The following is a 20,736-nucleotide window of genomic DNA, read 5'->3' on the forward strand; positions in this document are numbered from 1 at the left end:
TTCCTTTAGCACCCTGGCGAATGCCGGGCCCAGTTTCCGGAATGGTGTGAGGTCAGTGCTCAGGCGAGGCTGCCGTCGATCGCCTTGCAGGCGACCAGCAGCTCCTTCACCGCTTCGACCGACACCTGGAAGTTGGCCTTGGCCTCTTCGTTGAGCTCGATCTCGACGATGCGCTCGACGCCGCCGGCGCCGATCACGATCGGCACGCCGACATAGAGATCGTTGACGCCATACTGTCCGGTGAGGTTCGCGGCGGCCGGAAGGACGCGCTTCTTGTCCTTCAGGTAGCTCTCGGCCATCGCGATCGCGCTCGTCGCCGGCGCGTAATAAGCCGAGCCGGTCTTCAGCAGCTGGACGATCTCGCCGCCGCCGGAGCGGGTACGCTGGACGATCGCGTCGATCTTCTCCTGCGTCGACCAGCCCATCTTGATGAGGTCGGGGACGGGGATGCCCGCGACGGTCGAATATTCGATCACCGGGACCATCGTGTCGCCGTGGCCGCCGAGCACGAAGGCGGTGACGTCCTCGACCGAGACCTTGAACTCCTCGGCGAGGAAGTGGCGGAAGCGCGCGCTGTCGAGCACGCCGGCCATGCCGACGACTTTCTCGGCCGGGAGGCCGGAGAATTCGCGCAGCGCCCACACCATCGCGTCGAGCGGGTTGGTGATGCAGATCACGAACGCGTCGGGGGCATGCGCCTTGATGCCTTCGCCGACGGCCTTCATGACCTTGAGGTTGATGCCGAGCAGGTCGTCGCGGCTCATGCCCGGCTTGCGCGGCACGCCGGCGGTGACGATGCAGACGTCGGCGCCGGCAATGTCGGCATAATCGTTGGTGCCCTTGAGCTCGACGTCGAAGCCGTCGACCGGGCCGGCCTGGGCGAGATCGAGCGCCTTGCCCTGCGGAAAGCCCTCGGCGATGTCGAACAGGACGATGTCGCCCATTTCACGAACCGCCGCGAGGTGGGCGAGCGTTCCGCCGATCATGCCGGCACCGATAAGCGCGATTTTCTTGCGAGCCATGCGACTCCCCAGCCTTTCTTATTCAAGCGAGACCGGCTGCGGGCGCAGCCGAGGGATTTTGGGGCTCGCTTAGACCCTCGGGACGTAGGGGGCAACCGCCTCGCGGGACAATTTGTATCCCGTATTTTCCCTTGCAGCCATGCGCTGTGTCTATTCCGCGCCGTGGCCCGCGGCGAGATAGTCCTCGGACTGCATCTCGAGCAGGCGCGAGACGGTGCGCTCGAATTCGAACGTGCCCGTGCCCTGGGTGTAGAGTTCGGCCGGCTCGGCGTCAGCGGCGGCGAGCAGCTTCACCTTGTTCTCGTAGAGCGCGTCGATCAGGGTCACGAAGCGCGCCGCCTCGTTGCGCTTCTCCGGCCCCAGTTTCGGGATGCCGACGATCACCACGCTGTGATAGCGCCGGGCGATGGCGAGATAATCGGGCGCGCCGCGCGGCTCGCCGCACAGGCGCTTGAACGAGAAGACGGCAACGCCCTTCAACGCCTTGGGCACGTGCATGGTGCGCCCGCCCGGCACTGCGATGTCCTCGGACGGGACGTGGGCGCGGTCCTCGGGCGGGTAATCGGTGAGGCGGAAGAAGGCGTCGCGCAGCGCCACCGTGGCGACCGGGCCGTTGGGCACGTACCAGGTCGGCATCCCGCCCAGGCGGTCGAGCCGATAGTCGGTCGGGCCATTCAACGGCACCACGTCCAGCTCCCGCTCGATCAGGTCGATGAAGGGCAGGAACAGCTCGCGGTTGAGCCCGTCCTTGTAGAGGTCGCGCGGCGGGCGGTTCGATGTGGTGACGACGGTCACCCCCTGCTCGAGCAGCCGCGAAAAGAGCCGCGACAGGATCATCGCGTCGGCGCTGTTGTTGATCACCATCTCGTCGAAGGCGAGCAGGCGCGCCTCCGCGGCGATCGCCTCGGCCACCGGCGCGATCGGGTCGCCATTCTCGCGCTGGCGCTCGACCCGCAGCCGGTCATGCACTTCGAGCATGAATTCGTGGAAATGGACGCGGCGCTTGGGCTCGACCGCGATCGTCTCGAAAGCGAGGTCCATCAGCATCGATTTGCCGCGGCCGACACCGCCCCACATATAGACCCCGCGCGCCTTAGGCGGCGCCTTTCCGGTGAGCCGCGCCCACAGGCCCGGGCTGGCCGTTGCGGTAAGGTCATTCGCCAGCCGGTCGAGCACGGCAACCGCGCGCTGCTGGTCGGGATCGGGGCGCAATTCGCCCGCGGCCAGCAGTTCCCCATAGCGCTGCGAAACAGCGGTCACGCCTGGCCGACCTTGCGCAAAGTGCCCGAGAACGCGGCGACGGTGCGCCCCTCCTGCTCGATCATACCGCGGTAGAAGACCAAGCGGCCGCTTTCGCGCAGCAGCTCCACGCTCGCGTCGAGCGGCCGCCCGATCTCGCCGGCGGAGATGAACTGCACGGCGCAGTCGAGCGTCACGGCCCCGGTGTCGCTCATGCCCGCCATATGGCCGCCGGCGAACAGGGCCATGTCGATGAAGGTCAGGATGGCGCCGCCATGGACGGCGTCGCCGATATTGCCGTGGCGCTCTTCCGGAAACATGCGGCAGCGCGCCTTGCCCGGTCCTTCGGCGCGCACCAGCAACTTGCCGATCGTAGCGTTGAAGCGCGATTCGTCGGGCAGGGCCCACGTCCACCAGCCCGGATAATCCGGATCGGGCTGGTGGCGGATGAGCGGGTGCATGCCGGCCTTAGACGGCCCGTTCGACGAGCAGCTTCTTGGTCTCGGCGATGGCCTTGGCCGGGTTGAGGCCCTTCGGGCACACGTTCGCGCAGTTCATGATCGTGTGGCAGCGGTAGAGGCGGAACGGATCCTCGAGCTCGTCGAGGCGCTCGCCGGTCATTTCGTCGCGGCTGTCGGCGAGCCAGCGATAGGCCTGGAGCAGGATGGCCGGGCCGAGGAAGCGGTCAGAGTTCCACCAATAGCTCGGGCAGGAGGTCGAGCAGCAGGCGCACAGGATGCACTCGTAGAGGCCGTCCAATTTGGCGCGATCCTCGGGCGACTGCAGCCGCTCCTTGCCCGAAGGCTCCGGCGTCTTGGTCTTCAGCCACGGCTCGATCGAGGCATATTGCGCGTAGAAATGGGTGAAATCGGGGACCAGGTCCTTCACCACATCCATGTGCGGCAGCGGCGTGATCCGCACGTCGCCCTTGATGTCCTCGATCGCGGTGGTGCAGGCGAGACCGTTGCGACCGTCCATGTTCATCGAGCACGAGCCGCAAATGCCCTCGCGGCACGAACGGCGGAAGGTCAGAGACGAATCCTGCTCGCTCTTCATCTTGATGAGCGCGTCGAGCACCATCGGCCCGCACGTGTCGAGATCCACCTCGAACGTGTCGTAGCGCGGATTTTCGCCCGTATCGGGGTCGTAGCGATAGACCTTGAACTTCTTGATCCGGGTTGCGCCGGGAGCGGCCTTATGCTCCCGGCCCTTGCCCTTGATCTTGCTGTTCTTCGGCAGGCTGAACTCGGCCATGATCTTTGGATCCTTAGTAAACCCGCGCCTTGGGCTTGATGTAGTCGATCTCGTCGGTGAGCGTATATTCGTGCACCGGACGGTAATCGATGGAGACGGTGCCGCGGTCGAACCAGGCGACCGTGTGCTTCATCCAGTTGGGGTCGTCACGCTGCGGGTAATCCTCGTGCATGTGCGCGCCGCGGCTTTCCTTGCGGTTGGCGGCGGAGTGCATGGTGACGACGGCCTGCGGCAGCATGTTGTCGAGCTCGAGCGTCTCGACCAGGTCAGTGTTCCAGATCAGCGAGCGGTCGGTGACGCTGACGTCGGCCAGGCGCTGGTAGATGGCGTCGATCTTGGCCTTGCCTTCCTCCAGCGTCGCTTCGGTGCGGAAGACGGCGCAGTCGGCCTGCATGGTCTTCTGCATCGCGGCGCGGATCTCGGCGGTCGTGCTGCCGCCCTTGGCGTGGCGGAAACGGTCGAGCCGGCCGATCGCGAGCTCTTCCGAGCCCTTGGGCAGCGGGCGCTGCGCGGCGCCCGGCTTGATGATGTCGCCGAGACGGTGACCGGCGGCGCGGCCGAACACGACCAGATCGATCAGGCTGTTGGAGCCGAGCCGGTTGGCGCCGTGGACCGAGACGCAGGCGGCCTCGCCGACCGCAAACAGGCCGGGAACGACGCTGTCGGGGTTGCCGTCCTTCAGCGTCACGACCTCGCCGTGGAAGTTGGTCGGAATGCCGCCCATATTGTAATGGACGGTCGGCACCACCGGTAGCGGCTGGCGGGTCAGGTCGACGCCGGCGAAGACCTTGCCGGTCTCGGTAATGCCTGGCAGCCGCTCGGCCAGCACCTCGGGCGCGATATGGTCGAGGTGCAGGTAGATATGGTCCTTGTCCTTGCCGACGCCGCGGCCCTCGCGGATCTCCATCGCCATCGAACGCGAGACGACGTCGCGGCTGGCCAGGTCCTTCGCCGACGGGGCATAGCGCTCCATGAAGCGCTCGCCCTCGGAGTTGGTGAGGTAGCCGCCCTCGCCGCGCGCGCCCTCGGTGATGAGCACGCCGGCGCCGTAGATGCCGGTCGGATGGAACTGGACGAATTCCATGTCCTGGAGCGGCAGGCCCGCGCGCAGCACCATGGCGTTGCCGTCGCCGGTGCAGGTGTGCGCCGACGTCGCCGAGAAATAGGTGCGGCCATAGCCGCCGGTGGCGAGGACGACGGCCTGGCTGCGGAAGCGGTGGAGGGTGCCGTCTTCCATGCACAGCGCGATCACGCCGCGGCACTCGCCGCCTTCCATGATCAGGTCGAGCGCGAAATATTCGATGAAGAAGTCGGATTCGTACTTCAGGCTCTGCTGGTAGAGCGCGTGCAGCATGGCGTGGCCGGTGCGGTCGGCGGCGGCGCAGGTGCGCTGCGCCGGCGGGCCCTCGCCCATATTCTGCATCATTCCGCCGAACGGGCGCTGGTAGATCTTGCCCTCGGTGGTGCGGCTGAAGGGGACGCCGGCATGTTCGAGCTCGTAGACGGCGGCCGGAGCCTCGCGGCACAGATATTCGATCGCGTCCTGGTCGCCGAGCCAGTCGGAGCCCTTGACCGTGTCGTACATGTGCCAGGTCCAGTGATCCGGGCCCATGTTGCCGAGGCTGGCGGCGATGCCGCCCTGCGCCGCGACGGTGTGGCTGCGGGTCGGGAAAACCTTGGTGATGCAGGCCGTCTTCAGGCCCTTTTCGGCCGCGCCCATCGTGGCGCGCAGGCCGGCGCCGCCGGCGCCGACGACGACGACGTCATAGACATGGTCGATGATCTTGTAGGCGGCGTTGGTCGAACTGCTTGGCATCAGGCTGCCCCTCCGCCGAAGGCGATCTTGAGAACGGAATAAAAAGCGAGCGCGCCGAGCGCGATCACGAAGAAATTGAGCAGGGTGATCGTGAAGAGCTTGAGGCCGCCCTCGTGGACATAATCCTCGATGAACACCTGCAGGCCGAGCTTCAAATGCCAGAAGGTCGACACGATCAGCAGCAGCATCGGCACGGCGACGATCGGCGATTCCAGCCACTCGACGACGGCCTTATGGTCCAGCGTCGGCAGGCGGAAGATCGAGACGAGGAACCAGACGAACAGGACCAGGGTGGAAATCGAGGTCAGCCGCTCGAGCCACCAATGATGCGCGCCCGATTTCGCGGAGCCGAGCCCGCGGACGCGCCCGATCGGCGTTTCCATCCTCATCACTTCACTCCCAGAATGGCGAACCAGGTGAGCGCCGTCAGCAGCACGGAGGCGACGAGCGTCATGTTGGCCCAGAATTTGTTGGTCGAAAGCTCGTAGCCGGCGCCAAGGTCGAGCACGAAATGGCGCAGGCCCGAGGCGGTATGCTGCCAGAAGGCCCAGGTGAGGCCGATGCCGACGATCACGCCGTACCAATTGTCGGCATGGTCGACGAAGGTCGCATAGGCTTCCGGTCCGCTCGCCGCGGCCGCAAGCCACCAGACGAAGGCGATCGCGCCGACGGTGGCGAGGCCGGTGCCGGTGACGCGGTGCAGGATCGACACGAGCATGTGAGGGCCCCAGCGCCAGATCGTGAGATGCGGCGAGAGCGGGCGCGAGGCGTTACGGTGCATGGAGCGACTTTCTCTGTCTTTTCGGGCCCTGTGGATGCGCAGCCGCTTTTAGAACGCGCGCCGGACTTTGCAACGCCAAGCGACGCTGCGGGAATCCGCAATGGCTGCAGCGATAACTAACGCGATTTTAACGCGCGCTGCCTAGCAACCGACAGGAAGAGCACGATTCCGATGGAAGGTATATTGCGTGACGACGGACAAGAGCGAACGGGTGGCGATCGAAGACCGTATCGGGCTGTTCGATCCGGATGGTGTCCTCGCGGACTGCGGGCGCGAGATCTGGACCGTGATCGAGGCGGAATGCGAGGGGATCGCCCGCGCCTTCGCCCGCCAGTATGTCCAGTCGGCCAGCCCCGGCCAGGCGATTGATCCGGCGCGCGAGCGGGAATTGGTGGCGACGGCCGTGCCTTATATGGCGCTGAAATTCCCCGATCTGCACAGCCAGAAGTGGGTCGATTATGCCGGCAACCTCGCCACGGCCGCGTCCGCCTTCGGTCCGCTCACCGCGGTCATCGCCGGCATTTCGGCGGCGGCGACCTCGATCCAGGACGCGCTGACCCGGCATTTTGCGGACGACCATGAGAATCTGGCGCGCCTCAGTCGCGCGCTGACCCAGGCGACCCTGCTCGAGGCCGATATCTTCTCGGCCCATTATGACCGTATCCGCGCCAAGGCAGAGCGCGAGCGTCGCAGCGCACGCGGCGCCGAGTTCAACGACGAGATGCTCGGCGTGGTCGAGCGCACCGCCAGCGACAGCCGCAAGCTCCGCTCCCAGGCGTCCGACGCGTCGAGCGCCGCTCGCGGCATGCTCGGCAAGACTTCGGAAGTGGCCGCCGCCGCCGAACAGTCCGCCATCGCGATGCGCGAGGCCGCGCAGACCGCCGCCGGCCTGATTCGCGCGATCGAAGACGCCCGCACCGAAGTCGAGGTCGCCGCCGGGGTGGCGACTCGTGCCGGCAGCCAGGCCTCCGATGCGGTCCATGTCAGCCAGGCTTTGTCGGGCCATGTCGAGGCGATCGAATCGATCCTCGGCCTCATTCGCGACATTGCCGGCCAGACCAACCTGCTCGCATTGAACGCCACGATCGAGGCGGCTCGTGCGGGCGATGCCGGCCGCGGTTTCGCGGTCGTCGCCCAGGAAGTGAAATCGCTCGCCTCGCAGACCGCGCGCGCGACCGACGACATCACCGCCAAGATCACCGCCATCCAGCAGGCGACCCGCCAGACCGTCGAGGCCAACGGCTCGATCCGCGAGACGGTCGAGGAGGTCCAGACCTCCGCCGACCGCATCCGCCGCGCGATGGAGACCCAGGCGCAGACGGTGACGATGATCACCGCCGCAGTCGACGAGACCGCGCTGGCCGCCGATTCCATGTCCTCCACGATCGCCGCGATCCGCGCCGATACCGAGACCGTGGTGAGCGAGATCGACGCGGTCGAGCGCAATTTCGGCCAGGTCGACGAGCAGATGGCGCAGTTCAAGTCGACCACCGACCGCTTCGTGAAGAGCTACGCGGCCTAATCATTCGTTTACGCGCCCATGCTAGCGCCATTCCGAGTCGTTGAACTTGGGGTGGCGCGCATGGCCGACTTCCACGTGCATGAGGACGGGTCCCGGTTGCAGAAACTGACCGAACAGCAGGTCGCGAACCGGCTTGCCATCTACAATGCCGACGGCGCCTTCGAGCGCGATCTGCGCGCGTTGTGGGAGGAAGCGGGGGACATTCTCGACGCCGCGATCCGCGCCGTGCAGGACGAGGCCGCTGCCGACCATTTCCGCGAGCGCTGCACGAGCCCGGTCGATGCTGAGTGGATCCACGCGGTCGCAGCTTATGGGCTCGAGCTCTACATCCGCAATTTCTCCGTCCCGCTCGCGATCGCGAAGCGCGCGGAGCTGACCACCGCCATGGCCGAGGCGCTCGATGCCCATTACGCGGAGGACCGCGCCCGGCTCTGGAAGCATGTCGGTACGCTCGAGCGCCTGGTCTCTTTCGGCAACGACATCATCCTCGCCCAGGTCGGGCTGCTCGAGGCCAACGAAGCCGCCGAAGCGCGCGGCCGGCAGAGCGAGCATTTCCAACAGACCGTATCCGACCTCGTCTCCGCGACCGCGCGCGAATCCGATGCGCTGCGCGACCGCACCGTCTCCACCTCGACCGCCGCCCGCGGCATGCTCGGCAAGACCTCCGAAGTGGCCTCCTCGGCGGAGCAGTCTGCCGTCGCGATGCGCGAGGCGGCCCACACCGCCGCCGGCCTGATCCGCGCGATCGAGGACGCCCGCACCGAGGTCGAGGCCGCCGCCGCCGTCGCCACCCGCGCCGGCAGCCAAGCATCCGAGGCTGTCCATGTCAGCCAGGCCTTGTCGACCCATGTCGAGGCGATCGAATCGATCCTCGGCCTCATTCGCGACATTGCCGGCCAGACGAACCTGCTCGCATTGAACGCGACGATCGAGGCGGCCCGCGCCGGCGATGCCGGCCGCGGCTTCGCGGTCGTCGCGCAGGAAGTGAAATCGCTCGCATCGCAGACATCGCGCGCCACCGACGACATCACCGCCAAGATCATGGCGATCCAACAGGCCACTCGGCAGACGGTCGACGCCAACGGCTCGATCCGCGAGACGGTCGAGGAGGTGCAGGCCTCCGCCGACCGCATCAGCAAGGCGATGGAAACGCAAGCGCAGACGGTGACGATGATCACGGCCGCGGTCGACGAGACCGCGCTTGCCGCCGACTCGATGTCCTCGGTGATTGCGGCGATCCGCGCCGACACCGATCAAGTGGTGAGCGAGATCGGCGAAGTCGAAAATGGCTTCGTCCGGGTCAGCGAGCATCTCACCCGCTTCCGCACCACCACCGCCGAGTTCGTCACCACCATCGCCGTCTGAGGCCTTCCCACGCGGGCCGCGCTTCCCTAATCGGGCGGCCATGGCACTCAACATTCTCGTCACCGGCTCGAGCCGGGGCATCGGCAAGGCGATCGTCGACGCGCTGGGCGCGCACCGGGTGATCGGCCATTCCAGCAGCAATGGCGACGCCGCGCGCATCGCCTCCGACCTGTCGCAGCCCGGCGCCGCGGCGGCCCTGTGGACGGAGGCCCTCGATCGCTTCGGCGGGCGGATCGACGTGCTCGTCAACAATGCCGGCGTCTTCGAAGCGTCGCCGATCGATCAGGCGCACGACGACTGGCTCGGCGGCTGGGAGCGGACGATGCGGATCAACCTCACCGCCTCGGCCGAGCTCTGCCGCCTCGCCGTGCTCCATTTCCGCGAGCGCGGCGAGGGCGGCCGCATCGTCAACGTCGCCAGCCGCGCCGCTTACCGCGGCGATAGCCCGAACCACTGGCATTATGCCGCGTCCAAAGCGGGCATGATCGGCATGACCAAGACGATCGCCCGCGGCTATGCCGGCGAAGGGATCCTCGCTTTCGCCGTCTGCCCCGGCTTCACCATGACCGGCATGGCCGACGATTATCTCGCCAGCCGCGGTGGCGACAAATTGCTCGCCGATATCCCGCTCGGCCGCGTCGCCGCGCCGGAAGAAGTGGCCGAGACGGTGCGCTGGCTGGCGGCCGACGCCCCGCCGTCGGCGACCGGGGCGGTGATCGACGTCAACGGCGCCTCCTATGTCCGATAGCTGGAAGGTCACTCTGCCCTGCACCAAGGCGGAGGCCGAGGCGGTCGCGGAGGACGTCCCGCAGCTCGCTTTGCTGGACGAGCCGCCGGTGCTGATGACCAGCGAGCCCGATCCGGCGCGCCCGGAGCAATGGCGGCTCGACGCCTATTTCGAGCACGAGCCCGACGCCGCGATGCTGGCCATGCTGCGCGAGTTCGCGCCGAGCGCCGCCGGGGTCGAGCCGATGGTGACGAGGGTCGCCGAGGAGGATTGGGTCACGCTCAGCCAGCAGGGGCTGGAGCCGATCCGCGCCGGCCGCTTCTACGTTCACACCCCGGCCTATCGCGACAGCGTGCCGGCGGGGGCGGTGGCGCTGGAGATCGACGCCGGCCGCGCCTTCGGCACCGGCCAGCACGAGACCACCACCGGCTGCCTGATGGCGCTAGACCGGCTGAAGGAGACCGGCGCTTCCTTCTCCAACCTGCTCGATCTTGGTACCGGCACCGGCCTGCTCGCCTTCGCGGCGATGCGGCTCTGGCCGTTGGCCAAGGCGGCGGCGTCGGACATCGATCCGATCTCGATCGAGGTCACCGAGGAGAATGCGGTGATCAACGCGATGAAGCTCGGCCGCGCCCGCGGCCAGCTCGAACTGATGGTGGCGACGGGCATGGAGCATCCCCGGCTGCAGGCGCGCGCGCCCTACGACCTGATCATCGCCAACATTCTCGCCGGCCCGCTAATCGATCTCGCGCCGTCGGTATCCAAGGCGCTCGCGCCGGGCGGGCGGCTGATCCTCGCCGGCCTACTCGACCACCAGGCCGACAAGGTCGCCGCTGCCTACCGCCGCCAGGGCCTGATGCTCGGCTCGCGCATCGTCCGCGGCGACTGGCCCACCCTGGTGATGCGCAAGCGCCGGGCCTTAGGCTGGCAGTAGAACCGTCATCCCGGCGCAGGCCGGGATCTCAGGAAGAAAAGGTGCGAACCGACCCGGAGGCCCCGGCCTCCGCCGGGGCGACGATCAGGCCGAAGCCCCGCCGAAGATCGCGTTCCACGCCGCCTCGTCGATCACTTCGATCCCCAGTTCGGCTGCCTTCTTGAGCTTGGAGCCCGCGCCCGGGCCGGCGATGACGAGGTCGGTCTTGGCCGACACCGACCCGGCCACCTTCGCGCCCAGCGCCTCAGCCTGCGCCTTGGCCTCGTCGCGCGACAGCGTCTCGAGGCTGCCGGTGAAGACCAGGGTCTTGCCGCTGACCGAGGATTCGCGCGTCTCGTGGATCACGTCCTGCGGCGCGACTCCCGCGGCGAGGATGGCGTCCACCACTTCCCGGTTGTGCGGCTCCTCGAAGAAATCGAGCAGGGCGTTGGCGACCTCCGGCCCGACGCCCGGCGTCTCGATCGCCGCGACCACCGCCTTGTTGCGCCTCAGCAGGTACTTGCGCTCAGGCTCGGCCGGCGTCGGCTGGATCGCGGCGCGTGCGGCCACTGCCGCCTCGATCACGGCGCGGAAATTGTCCCACGAGCGATAGCGACGGGCGAGGTCGCGCGCGGTCACCTCGCCGATGTGGCGGATGCCGAGCGCGAACAGGAACCGGTCGAGCGGCGGGTTTCGCCGCGCGTCGATGGCCTTGATGAGATTGTTGGCGGAGGTTTCCGCCCAGCGTTCGCGGCCGAGCAGGGTCTCGCGGGTCAGCAGGAAGATGTCGGCCGGCGACTGGATGATGCCGTCGGCAAAGAAGCTCTCGATATGGGTGAGGCCCAGCCCCTCGATGTCGAGCGCGTGGCGGCTGGCGAAATGCCTGAGCCGCTCGACCCGCTGGGCCGGGCAGATCAGGCCGCCGGTGCAGCGTATGTCGACCTCGCCTTCCTCGCGCACCGCTTCCGATCCGCATTCGGGGCAATGGTCCGGGAAGACGTAAGGCGGGCGGTCGTCGCTGCGCGTCAGGCTTTCGAGCACCTGCGGGATCACGTCGCCGGCGCGCTGGATCACGACGCGATCGCCGATCCGCACCCCAAGACGCGCGATCTCGTCGGCATTGTGCAAAGTCGCGTTGGTGACGGTGACGCCGCCGACATTGACCGGCTCCAGCCGCGCAACCGGGGTCAGCTTGCCGGTGCGGCCGACCTGGATGTCGATCGCCTTCAAGGTCGTCTCGGCCCGCTCGGCCGGGAATTTGTGCGCGATCGCCCAGCGCGGGGCCTTGGCGACGTGGCCGAGCCGGCGCTGCCAGTCCAGGCGATCGACCTTGTAGACGACGCCGTCGATGTCGAACGGCAGGTCGGCGCGCCTGGCCTCGATGCTCCGGTAATGGGCGAGCGAGGTCTCGAGATCGGTGAAACGCTGGAAATCGTCGGAGACCGGCAGGCCCCAGGCCGCGATGGCCTGCATCACCGCGCACTGGGTCTCGCCCGGCAGCGCCGAGGCTTCGCCCCAGCCATGAGCGAGGAAGCGCAGCGGCCGCGCCGCCGTCACCTTCCAATCCTTCTGGCGCAGCGAGCCGGCGGCGGCGTTGCGCGGATTGGCGAACTGACGCGCTTTCTCGGGGTCGTCTGCCTCGGCGAGGAGCCGCGTGTTGAGCGCAGCGAAATCGGCCTTGGCCATATAGACCTCGCCGCGCACCTCGAACACGTCGGGCGCGTCGCCGTGCAGGCGCTGCGGGATGTCCTTGATCGTCGCCGCATTGGCGGTCACGTCCTCGCCGGTCGCGCCGTCGCCGCGCGTCGCCGCCTGGACGAGCACGCCCTTCTCGTAGCGCAGCGAGCAGGACAGGCCGTCGATCTTGGGCTCGGCGGTCAGCGCCACCTCCGCGTCGGCGGGCAGGGCAAGGAAGCGCCGCACCCGGCCGATGAAGTCCGTCACCTCCGCGTCGGCAAAGGCGTTGTCGAGGCTGAGCATCGGCAGTGCGTGGGCCACTTTCGCAAGGTGCCCGGCGGGCGCCGCGCCGACCTGGCGCGACGGGCTGTCGGTGCGCACTAGATGCGGGAAGGCTGCCTCCAGCGCGGCGTTGCGCCGCACCAGCGCATCATAGTCCGCGTCGGAAATCTCCGGCGCGTCGTCGGTATGGTAGAGCCGGTTGTGGCGGGCGATTTCTTTGGCGAGCCGGCCGAGTTCGGCGGCCGCTTCGATGTCGGTAAGATGTTCGGGCGCGGTCATCGTCGCGAGCGATAACCCGCTAGGCCGCCTCCAGCAATCGGGTCGCCTGGGCGCGGGCCTCGTCGGTGACTTGGGCGCCCGAGAGCATGCGCGCGATTTCCTCGCGGCGGCGCGCTTCGTCGAGCGCCTGTACGCTGGTGCGCGTGACCAGCCCCTGGTGGCTCTTCTCGATCAGCAAATGCTGGTTGCCGCGCGCCGCCACCTGCGGGCTGTGGGTCACGACCAGCAATTGCGCGCGCCCGGCGAGCCGGTGCAGCCGCTCGCCGATCGCGCTCGCCACCGCGCCGCCGACGCCGCGGTCGATCTCGTCGAACACCATCGTCGTCGCGCCGCCGCGCTCGGCCAGCGCGACCTTCAACGCCAGGATGAAGCGCGACAATTCGCCGCCGCTGGCGATCTTGATCAAAGGCGCGAACGGCGATCCGGGATTGGTCGAGATTTCGAACTCGACCCGGTCGCGGCCGCGCGCGCCCCATTGCGCCTCGTCGAGCGGCTCGATCACCGTCTTGAACTTCGCGGCGTCCAGCTTGAGCGGCGCCAGCTCCTGCGCCACCGCCGTGTCGAGCCGGGCGGCGGCCTCTTCGCGCGCCGCGGTCAGCGTTTCGGCCGCCGCCAGATAGGCGGCGCGGCTATCCTGCACCGCGCGCTCCAGCGCGGCGAGGCTTTCGTCGCCGGTCTCGATCGCCTCCAGCTTCGCGGCCAACTCCCCGGCCAGCGCCGCCAAAGCGTCCGGCTCCACGCGGTGCTTGCGGGCGACCGCTCGGATCTCGAATAGCCGTGTCTCAGCCTCCTCGAGCCGGGCCGGATCATAGGCCATAGCCTCGGCCGCTTCGGCGAGCCGGTCCTCGGCCTCGGACGCCTCGACCACTGCGCGGTCGATGGCGGCCAGCGCTTCGCCCAGCTTGTCGTCCTCGTCGGCGAACCGGTCGAGGCGGCGGGCGGCCTGGCGGAGGAGGGCGAGCGCCCCCTCCGATCCCTCGACCAACTGGGCCACCGCTCCGATATCCTCGGCCAGCCGCGCGCCTTTCTGCATGTTGGCGCGCAGCCCGGCCAGTTCCTCGTCCTCGCCCGGCTGCGGCGCCAGCGCGGTCAGCTCGGCGACGGCATGTTCCAGATATTCGCGGTCGCGCGCGGCGACGTCGATCATGTCGCGGGTCGCGGCGAGCTTCGCCTCGGCGCCGCGCCAGACCTGGAACGTGGTCTCGCAGGTGCGCGTGTCGATGCGACCGTAAGCGTCGAGCAGGGCGCGGTGGCCGCGCGCGTTCAGCAGCCCGCGGTCGTCATGCTGGCCGTGTATCTCGACCAGCAGGGCGCCGAGATCGCGGAGCAAAGCGACCGAGGCCGACTGGTCGTTGACGAAGGCGCGGCTGCCGCCGTCCGACTTTACGATGCGGCGAATGACGATCGGCTCGCCGGCCTCGCCATCCAGCCCGTTCTCGGCGAGCAGCGCACGCGCGGCGTGGCTTTCCGGCACCTCGAAGCTGACGCTGACCACGGCCTGGGCCTGCCCGCTACGTACGAGGCCGCTATCGGCGCGGGCGCCGAGCGCGAGGCCGAGGGAATCGAGCAGAATCGACTTGCCGGCGCCGGTCTCGCCGGTGAGCACGCCGAGACCCGGACCGAATTCGAGGTCCAGCGTCTCGATCAGCACGACGTCGCGGATCGAAAGGGCGGTCAGCATGACGGCCCCGCCACGTCAGGCGGCAGGGGCGTGCTTCTGGACCAGCTCGTAGGCGCGCTCATACCATTTGGTGCCCGGATAATTGGCTCCGAGCACGGCGGCGGCCTTCTTCGCTTCCGCCGGAATGCCGAGCGCCAGATAGGATTCGGTGAGGCGCATCAGCGCCTCGGGCGTGTGCGTCGTCGTCTGATATTCGTCGATGACGGTGCGGAAGCGGACCACCGAGGCGAGCCATTGCTGGCGGCGCTGGTAGAAGCGGCCGATCTCCATCTCCTTGCCGGCGAGATGGTCGCGGACAAGGTCGATCTTCAGGCGTGCGTCGGCGGCGAAGCGAGTCTCGGGATAACGGCGGACGAGTTCGCCGAGCGCGTCGAGCGCCTGCTTGGAGATGCTCTGGTCGCGGTTCACGTCCTCGATCTGCTCGTAATGATTGAGCGCGATCAGATAGAGGGCGTAGGGCGCGTCCTTGTTGCCGGGATGGATCGCCAGGAAGCGGCGGGCCGATTCGATCGACTTGGTGTGGTCCTTGGCGAGATAATAGCTGAACGCGCTCATCAGCTGCGCGCGGCGTGCCCAGATCGAATAGGGATGTTGGCGCTCGACCTCGTCGAACAGTGCCGCCGCGATGACGTACTGGCCGCGGTCGAGCCGGTATTTGGCCGCATTGTAGAGCGTGTTGACGTCGCGCGCGACGTAGGAAGTGTCGGCGCGCGTGCGCTTGTTGCCGCTGGCGCATCCCGCCAAAGGAGTGATCGCGGCAAGAATGGCGAGACCGATAAGCGGACGGGGGATGTTGCGCAGCATGTTCGGCTTCTTAGCGAAGGCTTGGGCGGAGGCCAAGCAGGATAGGAGGCAAAGAGCCCAGCGGCGATGAATGACGGTTTAATGCCCTGAAAAGGGCCGCGCTGCTAAGGATAAGACGATGCTGCGCGTGCTAACCCTTGCTACTCTGTTCCCGAACGCGGCCCAGCCGACGCTCGGCGTGTTCGTCGAGCGCCAGACGCTGGGCCTCGCCGCTTTGCCCGATGTCGAGGTGCGGGTGGTCTCGCCGGTCGGGCTGCCCCCCTGGCCGCTGTCGCGTCACCCGCATTACGCTCCGCGCTCCACGCTTGCGGGGCGCGAGGATTGGAAAGGTCTGCCGGTCTGGCGTCCCGCCTATCGCGTCTGGGGCCCGCTCGGCCAGGCGGGCAATGCACGGCGCATGGCGGCGGCTTTGCTTCCAAGCCTGCGGCGGATGCGCGTGGAATTTCCGTTCGACATCATCGACGCCGAATTCTTCTGGCCCGACGGCCCTGCGGCCATGCATCTGGCGCGCGCGCTTGGGCTCCCCTTCTCGATCAAGGCGCGCGGGGCCGATATTCACCATTGGGGCCGCCGTCCCCGCATAAGCGGCCAGATCGTGGAGGCCGCAGCCGCCGCCAGCGGCCTGCTGGCAGTGAGCGACGCGCTGGCCAACGACATGGCCGCGTTGGGCATGCGGCGCGACAGGATCCGGACCCACCGCACCGGCGTCGATCTCGATCGCTTCGTGCCGGTCGACCGGCAGGCGGCAAAGGCGAAGCTCGGCGTGAGCGGTCCCCTGTTGGCGACGGCCGGGGCTTTGATCCCGCGCAAGGGCCAGGCGATGGTGCTGGAGGCGCTGAGCGCCATCCCCGGTGCCACCCTGTTCCTGATCGGGGACGGGCCCGACCGTCGTGCGCTCGAGCGCCAGGTCCGCGCCGCCGGGATCGGCGCCCGGGCGCGGTTCCTCGGCAATCGGCCGCATGCCGACCTGCCGGGTCTGCTCGCGGCCGCCGATGCGCTCGTGCTGCCCTCGTCGTCGGAGGGTCTGGCCAATGTGTGGGTGGAGGCGCTTGCCTGCGGCACGCCGATCGTGATCAGCGATGTCGGCGGCGCCCGCGAGGTGGTGGATCGGCCCGAAGCCGGGCGGCTCGTCCCGCGCGATCCGGCCGCGATCGCCGCCGCCGTCCGTGCCCTGATCGCCGCGCCGCCGTCGCAATCGGCCGCGCGTGCGGCGGCCGAACGCTTCAGCTGGGACAGGAATGCGCGCGAACTGCGCGATCACCTGGCGGATATGGTCGAAAGGAACGGCGCCGTCAGAGCGGCATGAGCGCGGCGGCGATCCAGCGTTCCTCGCTGCGCAGCATGCCCCAGGCGCGGGCGGCGGCGCGGCTGTCCATCGCCTCGACGCCGATGTCGCGTTCCTCGAGCGCCCGGATCAGCGCGCGCGGCGGGAAGGCCATTTTCGGGCCGGTGCCGATGATCACGAATTCCGGCTGAGGATCGAGGCCCAGCAGAGGCGCGAGATGGTCGAGGCTGAGCTCGGCCAGCGGCGGTGCGTCCCAACCATCGGCGCGCAGCGGGGTGAGCAGCAGCGCCATGTAGATGCCGCCGTCGACTTTGAAGCCGCCGCCGCTGAAGCCCTGGACAACCGGGCCGTTCGCCGATGCGTCCCGGTCCCAGCGCGACGCCATGTCAGTAGCCTTCGCTCGGCACCTGCTCCGCGCCGCCGGGTGCCGCCTTGGGCACGAAGCTGCTCGATTCCACCTTCAGCCAGATCAGGAAGGGAGTGGCGATATAGATGGTCGAATAGGTGCCGACGACGACGCTGAACAAAAGGGCGATCGTGAAGCTCTGGATCACGTCGGGGCCGAGCAAAGTCAGCGAGCCGAGCGCGAGCAGCATGGCGAGGTTGGTAGCGATGGTGCGCGCGAGCGTCTCGTTCATCGACATGTTGAGCAGCGACGTGATGTCCATTTTGCGGAACTTGCGCAGATTCTCGCGAATCCGGTCATAAATCACGATCGTGTCGTTGAGCGAATAGCCGATCAGCGTCAGCAGGGCGGCGATCACGTTGAGATCGAACTCCATCTGCGTCAGCGCGAACAGACCCAGCGTCAGCGTGACGTCGTGGAACAGCGAGAACAGGCCGCCGACGCCGAACTGCCATTCGAACCGGATCCAGATGTAGATCGCGATCCCGATCATCGACAGCAGCAAGGCGAGACCGCCCGAGCGGACAAGCTCGCCCGAAACCTTGCCCGACACCGTTTCGACGGCGTCGATGCGCGCCCCAGGATATTGCTTGACCAGCGCGTCGCGGACGCGCGAGGCGGCGGCGTTGGCGCCTTCCTCGCCGCCCTCGGGCAGCGGCAGCCGGATCGAGACTTCGCGCGGCGAGCCGAATTCCTGGATGCTCGGATCGCCGACGCCGATCGCGGCGACGTCGTTGCGCAGGTCGTCGATCGATACCGGTTGGGCAAAGGTGACGCGGATCATTTGGCCGCCGGCGAAGTCGACGCCGAAATTGAGGCCCTTGACCGCGACCAAAGTGATTGAGGCGACCATCATCAGGATCGAGAAGGCGATGGCCCACCCGCGCCAGCGCAGGAAGTCGATATTGGTGTTGTCCGGGACGAACTTGAGCAGCATGGGCTTTTCCTAGATCCGCAGCTCGGTCGGACGCTTACGCAGCCACAGCGACACGAACATGCGCGTCACGGTGACCGCGGTGAAGACCGAGGTGGCGATACCGATCATCATCACGACCGCGAAGCCGCGGACCGGGCCGGTGCCGAAGTAGAAGAGCAGCATGCCGGCGATGACGTTGGTGATGTTGGCGTCGAAAATGGCGGTGCGGGCCTCATTATAGCCGTGCTCGATCGCCTGGATGATCGTCCGTCCGCGCCGATATTCCTCGCGGATGCGCTCGTTGATGATCACGTTGGCGTCGACCGCAGCGCCGATCGTCAGCACGAAGCCGGCGATGCCGGGCAGCGTCAGCGTCGCGTTGAAGATCGCCATGATGCCGAGGATGATCACGACGTTCAGGACCAGCGCGATGTTGGCGTAGAAGCCGAAGCGGCCATAGGTCACGAACATGAAGATCAGGACCAGCACGGTGCCGACGATGCCCGCGATGATGCCCTCGCGGATCGAATCGTAGCCGAGGTCGGGGCCGACGGTACGCTCCTCGACCACCTTGAGCTCGACCGGCAGTTTGCCCGAGCGGAGCTGGACGGCAAGGTCGTTGGCGCTCTGAACGGTGAAGTTGCCCGAAATTTGCGCCTGGCCGCCGAGGATCGGCTCGTTGATGTTGGGCGCCGAGACGACAACGTCGTCGAGGATGATGGCGAACGGCTTGCCGACATTCTCCTGCGTCACCTTCGCGAAGCGGCGGCCGCCGGCGCCGTCGAAGCGGATGCTGACGACGGGCTCGTTGGTGGTCGGATCGAATTGCTGGGTGGCGTCGATCAACTGGTCGCCGGTCACCATCGCGCGGCGCTGCACGGCAATGCGGCCGGTGGGGCTGTCCGGATAGGGAAGGACCTGGCTGCCGACGGGCGCGCGGCCCTGCGCGACCAGCGCCGGATCTGCGTTGAGGTCGACCAATTTGAAATCGAGCCGCGCGGTCTTGCCGAGCAGTTGCTTCAGCCCTTCCGGGTCCTGCAGGCCCGGCACCTGGACGAGGATGCGCTCGCGGCCCTGGCGGACCACGGTCACTTCGCGCGTGCCATCCGGATCGACGCGGTTGTAGACGACTTCACGGGCGACATTCATCGCATTGTCGAGCGCCGCGGAAAGCCCCGACTCGGTCGGCTGCATGACGATGCGGTTGGTATCGAGGACGTTGACGTTCCAGTCGCGCTGGCCGCCGAGGCCGACCGGCTGGGTCAGGTTGCGGACGATCTCCATCGCCGCGTCGACCTTCGACGGGTCGCGCACCATGAAGCTCACGCGGCCGCCGCTGCTCGACACTTCGCCGATCTCGATGCGCGGGCTCGCCCGGCGCATCTCGGTGCGGATCGTCTCTTCCATCACCTCGAGCCGCTGCTTGGCGACGTCGCTGGTGTCGGCTTCGAGCAGCAGATGGCTGCCGCCGGCCAGATCGAGGCCGAGATTGACCTGCTCGCGCGGGAGGAACCCGGGGAATTTGGCGACGACCGACGGCGGCAACATGCTCGGGATCGCGAAAGCGATGCCGATCAGGAGCAGGAGGGTGGTCCCCCAGACTTTCCAACGCGGGAAATCCAGCATCAGTCGTTCGCGGGCTTGGTGCCGTGCGGGCGGACGTCGCTCAAGGTCGACTTCAGCGCGCGCACGCGGACGTTCGGGGCGATCTCCACTTCCACTTCGGTCTCGTCGACCTTGGTCACCTTGCCGACGAGGCCGCCGCCGGTGACCACGATGTCGTTCTTCTTGACCGCGGTGATCAGCGCCTGGTGCTGCTTCATGCGGCGCTGCTGCGGGCGGATCAGCAGGAAGTAGAAGATCACGAAGATCAGGATCAGCGGGGCGACCGACACGAAGAAGCCGGCGGCTCCTGCAGGTGCAGCGCCGGCTGCGGCATGGGCGGGAGATGCGAACATGGAAATCTTACCTGATAATGGGTGGCCGGGCGGCCATACCGGAAGCCGGCGCGACTATCATGGGGACCCCCCGTTACGCAAGCAAGGGTCCGGCCGGAGGTCCGGACGCTGATGGCCGGGCGGCGTCAGCGTGGCTGCAGGATCATCACGGTCGACGTGCCGTGGGCGAGCAGCTTGCGGTCCGCGGAATAGACATAGGCCTCGGCGGTGGCGATCTGCCGACCCATCGAGACGACCCGCCCTTCGGTGCGGACCGTGCCGGCATCGGCGAGGATCGGGCGGGTCATGTTCACCTTGGTCTCGACGGTCGTGTAGCCGAGCCCGGCCGGGAGCCGGCTATGGACCGAGCAGCCGGTCGCGCTGTCGATCAGCGCCAGCGCCCAGCCGCCGTGGACGCTGCCGAGCGGATTGAGCAGATGCGGTCCGGGCTCGCCCTCGAACACGACCGTGCCGTCGCCGACCTCGGTCAGGCGGAAGCCCAGGGTCTGCGACATGGGCGGGCCCGGCAGTCTGCCGGCCAGCATGGCGCGCAGCATCTCGATGCCGGACAGGCCGGCAACCTCTTCGCGGCTCGCCACGCCATAATGCGGCTCTGTCATATCCGACGCCCCTTTGGTTTCTTTTTGAAACTAGGTGGCGATTCCGTTCGGATCAAGCCGGCTGCCGCTTGCCATTCGGGCGGCTCGCGCCTAAGTGGCCGGCTTCGGCATCGCTGCGGCGGTGCCTCGGTCGGGGCGTAGCGCAGCCTGGTAGCGCATCACACTGGGGGTGTGGGGGTCGGAGGTTCGAATCCTCTCGCCCCGACCATT

General features: G+C 67.8%; 20 protein-coding genes and 1 tRNA gene. 6 read left to right on the forward strand and 15 right to left on the reverse strand.

Going from position 1 to position 20,736, the window contains the following annotated elements; genetic code table 11:
• Positions 1 to 59: 59 nt before the first annotated feature.
• From mdh to sdhC, 7 genes are all read right to left on the reverse strand, one after another.
• A complete protein-coding gene (mdh, locus tag SH591_RS10255; protein ID WP_322831412.1) occupies positions 60 to 1,022 on the reverse strand; it encodes a malate dehydrogenase in 963 nt (320 codons plus the stop codon).
• Between the two features lie 150 nt (positions 1,023 to 1,172).
• Positions 1,173 to 2,282, reverse strand: a complete 1,110-nt coding sequence (gene zapE / locus SH591_RS10260; RefSeq protein ID WP_324749044.1) for a cell division protein ZapE — start codon at positions 2,280 to 2,282, stop codon at positions 1,173 to 1,175.
• Positions 2,279 to 2,722 carry a PaaI family thioesterase gene (locus SH591_RS10265; protein WP_324749045.1) on the reverse strand — a complete coding sequence of 148 codons (444 nt, stop codon included), beginning with the start codon at positions 2,720 to 2,722 and terminating at the stop codon, positions 2,279 to 2,281. The genes zapE and SH591_RS10265 overlap by 4 nt, the downstream gene beginning before the upstream one ends.
• Positions 2,723 to 2,729: 7 nt before the next feature.
• Positions 2,730 to 3,515 (reverse strand): succinate dehydrogenase iron-sulfur subunit, encoded by a 786-nt coding sequence (locus SH591_RS10270; RefSeq protein WP_322831415.1) that lies wholly within the window; start codon positions 3,513 to 3,515, stop codon positions 2,730 to 2,732.
• A gap of 13 nt (positions 3,516 to 3,528) precedes the next feature.
• On the reverse strand, positions 3,529 to 5,331 hold the full coding sequence (sdhA, locus tag SH591_RS10275; protein ID WP_324749046.1) for a succinate dehydrogenase flavoprotein subunit: 1,803 nt from the start codon (positions 5,329 to 5,331) through the stop codon (positions 3,529 to 3,531).
• The gene (gene sdhD, locus SH591_RS10280; RefSeq protein ID WP_324749047.1) at positions 5,331 to 5,720 is read right to left on the reverse strand and encodes a succinate dehydrogenase, hydrophobic membrane anchor protein; all 390 of its coding nucleotides are present in this window, start codon (positions 5,718 to 5,720) and stop codon (positions 5,331 to 5,333) included. The genes sdhA and sdhD overlap by 1 nt, the downstream gene beginning before the upstream one ends.
• A complete protein-coding gene (sdhC, locus tag SH591_RS10285; protein ID WP_322831418.1) occupies positions 5,720 to 6,112 on the reverse strand; it encodes a succinate dehydrogenase, cytochrome b556 subunit in 393 nt (130 codons plus the stop codon). Before sdhC ends, sdhD begins: the two co-directional genes overlap by 1 nt.
• Before the next feature lie 187 nt (positions 6,113 to 6,299).
• Between sdhC and SH591_RS10290 the strand changes: the two genes are divergently transcribed.
• The 4 genes from SH591_RS10290 to SH591_RS10305 are packed head-to-tail and all read left to right on the forward strand — an operon-like array spanning position 6,300 to position 10,660.
• Positions 6,300 to 7,634: a methyl-accepting chemotaxis protein gene (locus SH591_RS10290; protein ID WP_322831419.1), complete on the forward strand. Its 1,335-nt coding sequence runs from the start codon at positions 6,300 to 6,302 to the stop codon at positions 7,632 to 7,634.
• A 60-nt stretch (positions 7,635 to 7,694) separates the two neighbouring features.
• The gene (locus SH591_RS10295; protein WP_324749048.1) at positions 7,695 to 8,999 is read left to right on the forward strand and encodes a methyl-accepting chemotaxis protein; all 1,305 of its coding nucleotides are present in this window, start codon (positions 7,695 to 7,697) and stop codon (positions 8,997 to 8,999) included.
• Between the two features lie 40 nt (positions 9,000 to 9,039).
• Positions 9,040 to 9,747: an SDR family NAD(P)-dependent oxidoreductase gene (locus SH591_RS10300; protein ID WP_324749049.1), complete on the forward strand. Its 708-nt coding sequence runs from the start codon at positions 9,040 to 9,042 to the stop codon at positions 9,745 to 9,747.
• Entirely contained in the window at positions 9,737 to 10,660 is a 924-nt protein-coding gene (locus SH591_RS10305; RefSeq protein ID WP_324749050.1) for a 50S ribosomal protein L11 methyltransferase, read from the forward strand. Before SH591_RS10300 ends, SH591_RS10305 begins: the two co-directional genes overlap by 11 nt.
• Before the next feature lie 84 nt (positions 10,661 to 10,744).
• Here the strand turns inward: SH591_RS10305 and ligA are convergent, their stop codons facing one another.
• The 3 genes from ligA to SH591_RS10320 are packed head-to-tail and all read right to left on the reverse strand — an operon-like array spanning position 10,745 to position 15,362.
• Positions 10,745 to 12,877: an NAD-dependent DNA ligase LigA gene (ligA, locus tag SH591_RS10310; protein ID WP_324749051.1), complete on the reverse strand. Its 2,133-nt coding sequence runs from the start codon at positions 12,875 to 12,877 to the stop codon at positions 10,745 to 10,747.
• Positions 12,878 to 12,896: 19 nt separating this feature from the next.
• Positions 12,897 to 14,558 carry a DNA repair protein RecN gene (recN, locus tag SH591_RS10315; RefSeq protein ID WP_324749052.1) on the reverse strand — a complete coding sequence of 554 codons (1,662 nt, stop codon included), beginning with the start codon at positions 14,556 to 14,558 and terminating at the stop codon, positions 12,897 to 12,899.
• A gap of 15 nt (positions 14,559 to 14,573) precedes the next feature.
• Positions 14,574 to 15,362 (reverse strand): outer membrane protein assembly factor BamD, encoded by a 789-nt coding sequence (locus tag SH591_RS10320; protein WP_322831425.1) that lies wholly within the window; start codon positions 15,360 to 15,362, stop codon positions 14,574 to 14,576.
• 118 nt (positions 15,363 to 15,480) lie between these two features.
• Here SH591_RS10320 and SH591_RS10325 point away from each other — a divergent pair, with 118 nt between their 5' ends.
• On the forward strand, positions 15,481 to 16,668 hold the full coding sequence (locus tag SH591_RS10325) for a glycosyltransferase (RefSeq protein WP_324749053.1): 1,188 nt from the start codon (positions 15,481 to 15,483) through the stop codon (positions 16,666 to 16,668).
• Here the strand turns inward: SH591_RS10325 and SH591_RS10330 are convergent.
• From SH591_RS10330 to SH591_RS10350, 5 genes are all read right to left on the reverse strand, one after another.
• Positions 16,655 to 17,032 carry an Mth938-like domain-containing protein gene (locus SH591_RS10330; protein ID WP_324749054.1) on the reverse strand — a complete coding sequence of 126 codons (378 nt, stop codon included), beginning with the start codon at positions 17,030 to 17,032 and terminating at the stop codon, positions 16,655 to 16,657. The two genes, SH591_RS10325 and SH591_RS10330, sit on opposite strands and share 14 nt — an antisense overlap.
• Before the next feature lies 1 nt (position 17,033).
• Positions 17,034 to 17,990: a protein translocase subunit SecF gene (gene secF, locus SH591_RS10335; RefSeq protein ID WP_322831428.1), complete on the reverse strand. Its 957-nt coding sequence runs from the start codon at positions 17,988 to 17,990 to the stop codon at positions 17,034 to 17,036.
• Positions 17,991 to 17,999: 9 nt separating this feature from the next.
• On the reverse strand, positions 18,000 to 19,595 hold the full coding sequence (gene secD, locus SH591_RS10340) for a protein translocase subunit SecD (RefSeq protein ID WP_322831429.1): 1,596 nt from the start codon (positions 19,593 to 19,595) through the stop codon (positions 18,000 to 18,002).
• On the reverse strand, positions 19,595 to 19,927 hold the full coding sequence (gene yajC / locus SH591_RS10345) for a preprotein translocase subunit YajC (protein ID WP_322831430.1): 333 nt from the start codon (positions 19,925 to 19,927) through the stop codon (positions 19,595 to 19,597). The genes secD and yajC overlap by 1 nt, the downstream gene beginning before the upstream one ends.
• Before the next feature lie 125 nt (positions 19,928 to 20,052).
• Positions 20,053 to 20,526 carry a PaaI family thioesterase gene (locus SH591_RS10350; RefSeq protein ID WP_324749055.1) on the reverse strand — a complete coding sequence of 158 codons (474 nt, stop codon included), beginning with the start codon at positions 20,524 to 20,526 and terminating at the stop codon, positions 20,053 to 20,055.
• A 131-nt stretch (positions 20,527 to 20,657) separates the two neighbouring features.
• Here SH591_RS10350 and SH591_RS10355 point away from each other — a divergent pair.
• A tRNA-Pro gene (locus SH591_RS10355) sits at positions 20,658 to 20,734 on the forward strand.
• Positions 20,735 to 20,736: the final 2 nt, after the last annotated feature.

Origin of the sequence: Sphingomonas sp. LY54, from assembly GCF_035594035.1 — a bacterium.
Lineage (GTDB): Bacteria > Pseudomonadota > Alphaproteobacteria > Sphingomonadales > Sphingomonadaceae > Allosphingosinicella.

Excerpts from the sequence above, each read along its gene's own strand:
- SH591_RS10295 (WP_324749048.1), top strand. The coding sequence starts at position 7,695 with ATGGCCGACTTCCACGTGCATGAGGACGGGTCCCGGTTGCAGAAACTG.
- SH591_RS10325 (WP_324749053.1), top strand. The coding sequence starts at position 15,481 with ATGCTGCGCGTGCTAACCCTTGCTACTCTGTTCCCGAACGCGGCCCAG.
- sdhD (WP_324749047.1), bottom strand. The coding sequence starts at position 5,720 with ATGAGGATGGAAACGCCGATCGGGCGCGTCCGCGGGCTCGGCTCCGCG.
- mdh (WP_322831412.1), bottom strand. The coding sequence starts at position 1,022 with ATGGCTCGCAAGAAAATCGCGCTTATCGGTGCCGGCATGATCGGCGGA.
- recN (WP_324749052.1), bottom strand. The coding sequence starts at position 14,558 with ATGCTGACCGCCCTTTCGATCCGCGACGTCGTGCTGATCGAGACGCTG.
- SH591_RS10265 (WP_324749045.1), bottom strand. The coding sequence starts at position 2,722 with ATGCACCCGCTCATCCGCCACCAGCCCGATCCGGATTATCCGGGCTGG.
- SH591_RS10300 (WP_324749049.1), top strand. The coding sequence starts at position 9,040 with ATGGCACTCAACATTCTCGTCACCGGCTCGAGCCGGGGCATCGGCAAG.
- SH591_RS10305 (WP_324749050.1), top strand. The coding sequence starts at position 9,737 with ATGTCCGATAGCTGGAAGGTCACTCTGCCCTGCACCAAGGCGGAGGCC.
- yajC (WP_322831430.1), bottom strand. The coding sequence starts at position 19,927 with ATGTTCGCATCTCCCGCCCATGCCGCAGCCGGCGCTGCACCTGCAGGA.
- sdhC (WP_322831418.1), bottom strand. The coding sequence starts at position 6,112 with ATGCACCGTAACGCCTCGCGCCCGCTCTCGCCGCATCTCACGATCTGG.
- secF (WP_322831428.1), bottom strand. The coding sequence starts at position 17,990 with ATGCTGCTCAAGTTCGTCCCGGACAACACCAATATCGACTTCCTGCGC.
- secD (WP_322831429.1), bottom strand. The coding sequence starts at position 19,595 with ATGCTGGATTTCCCGCGTTGGAAAGTCTGGGGGACCACCCTCCTGCTC.
- ligA (WP_324749051.1), bottom strand. The coding sequence starts at position 12,877 with ATGACCGCGCCCGAACATCTTACCGACATCGAAGCGGCCGCCGAACTC.
- SH591_RS10330 (WP_324749054.1), bottom strand. The coding sequence starts at position 17,032 with ATGGCGTCGCGCTGGGACCGGGACGCATCGGCGAACGGCCCGGTTGTC.
- SH591_RS10350 (WP_324749055.1), bottom strand. The coding sequence starts at position 20,526 with ATGACAGAGCCGCATTATGGCGTGGCGAGCCGCGAAGAGGTTGCCGGC.
- sdhA (WP_324749046.1), bottom strand. The coding sequence starts at position 5,331 with ATGCCAAGCAGTTCGACCAACGCCGCCTACAAGATCATCGACCATGTC.
- SH591_RS10270 (WP_322831415.1), bottom strand. The coding sequence starts at position 3,515 with ATGGCCGAGTTCAGCCTGCCGAAGAACAGCAAGATCAAGGGCAAGGGC.
- SH591_RS10320 (WP_322831425.1), bottom strand. The coding sequence starts at position 15,362 with ATGCTGCGCAACATCCCCCGTCCGCTTATCGGTCTCGCCATTCTTGCC.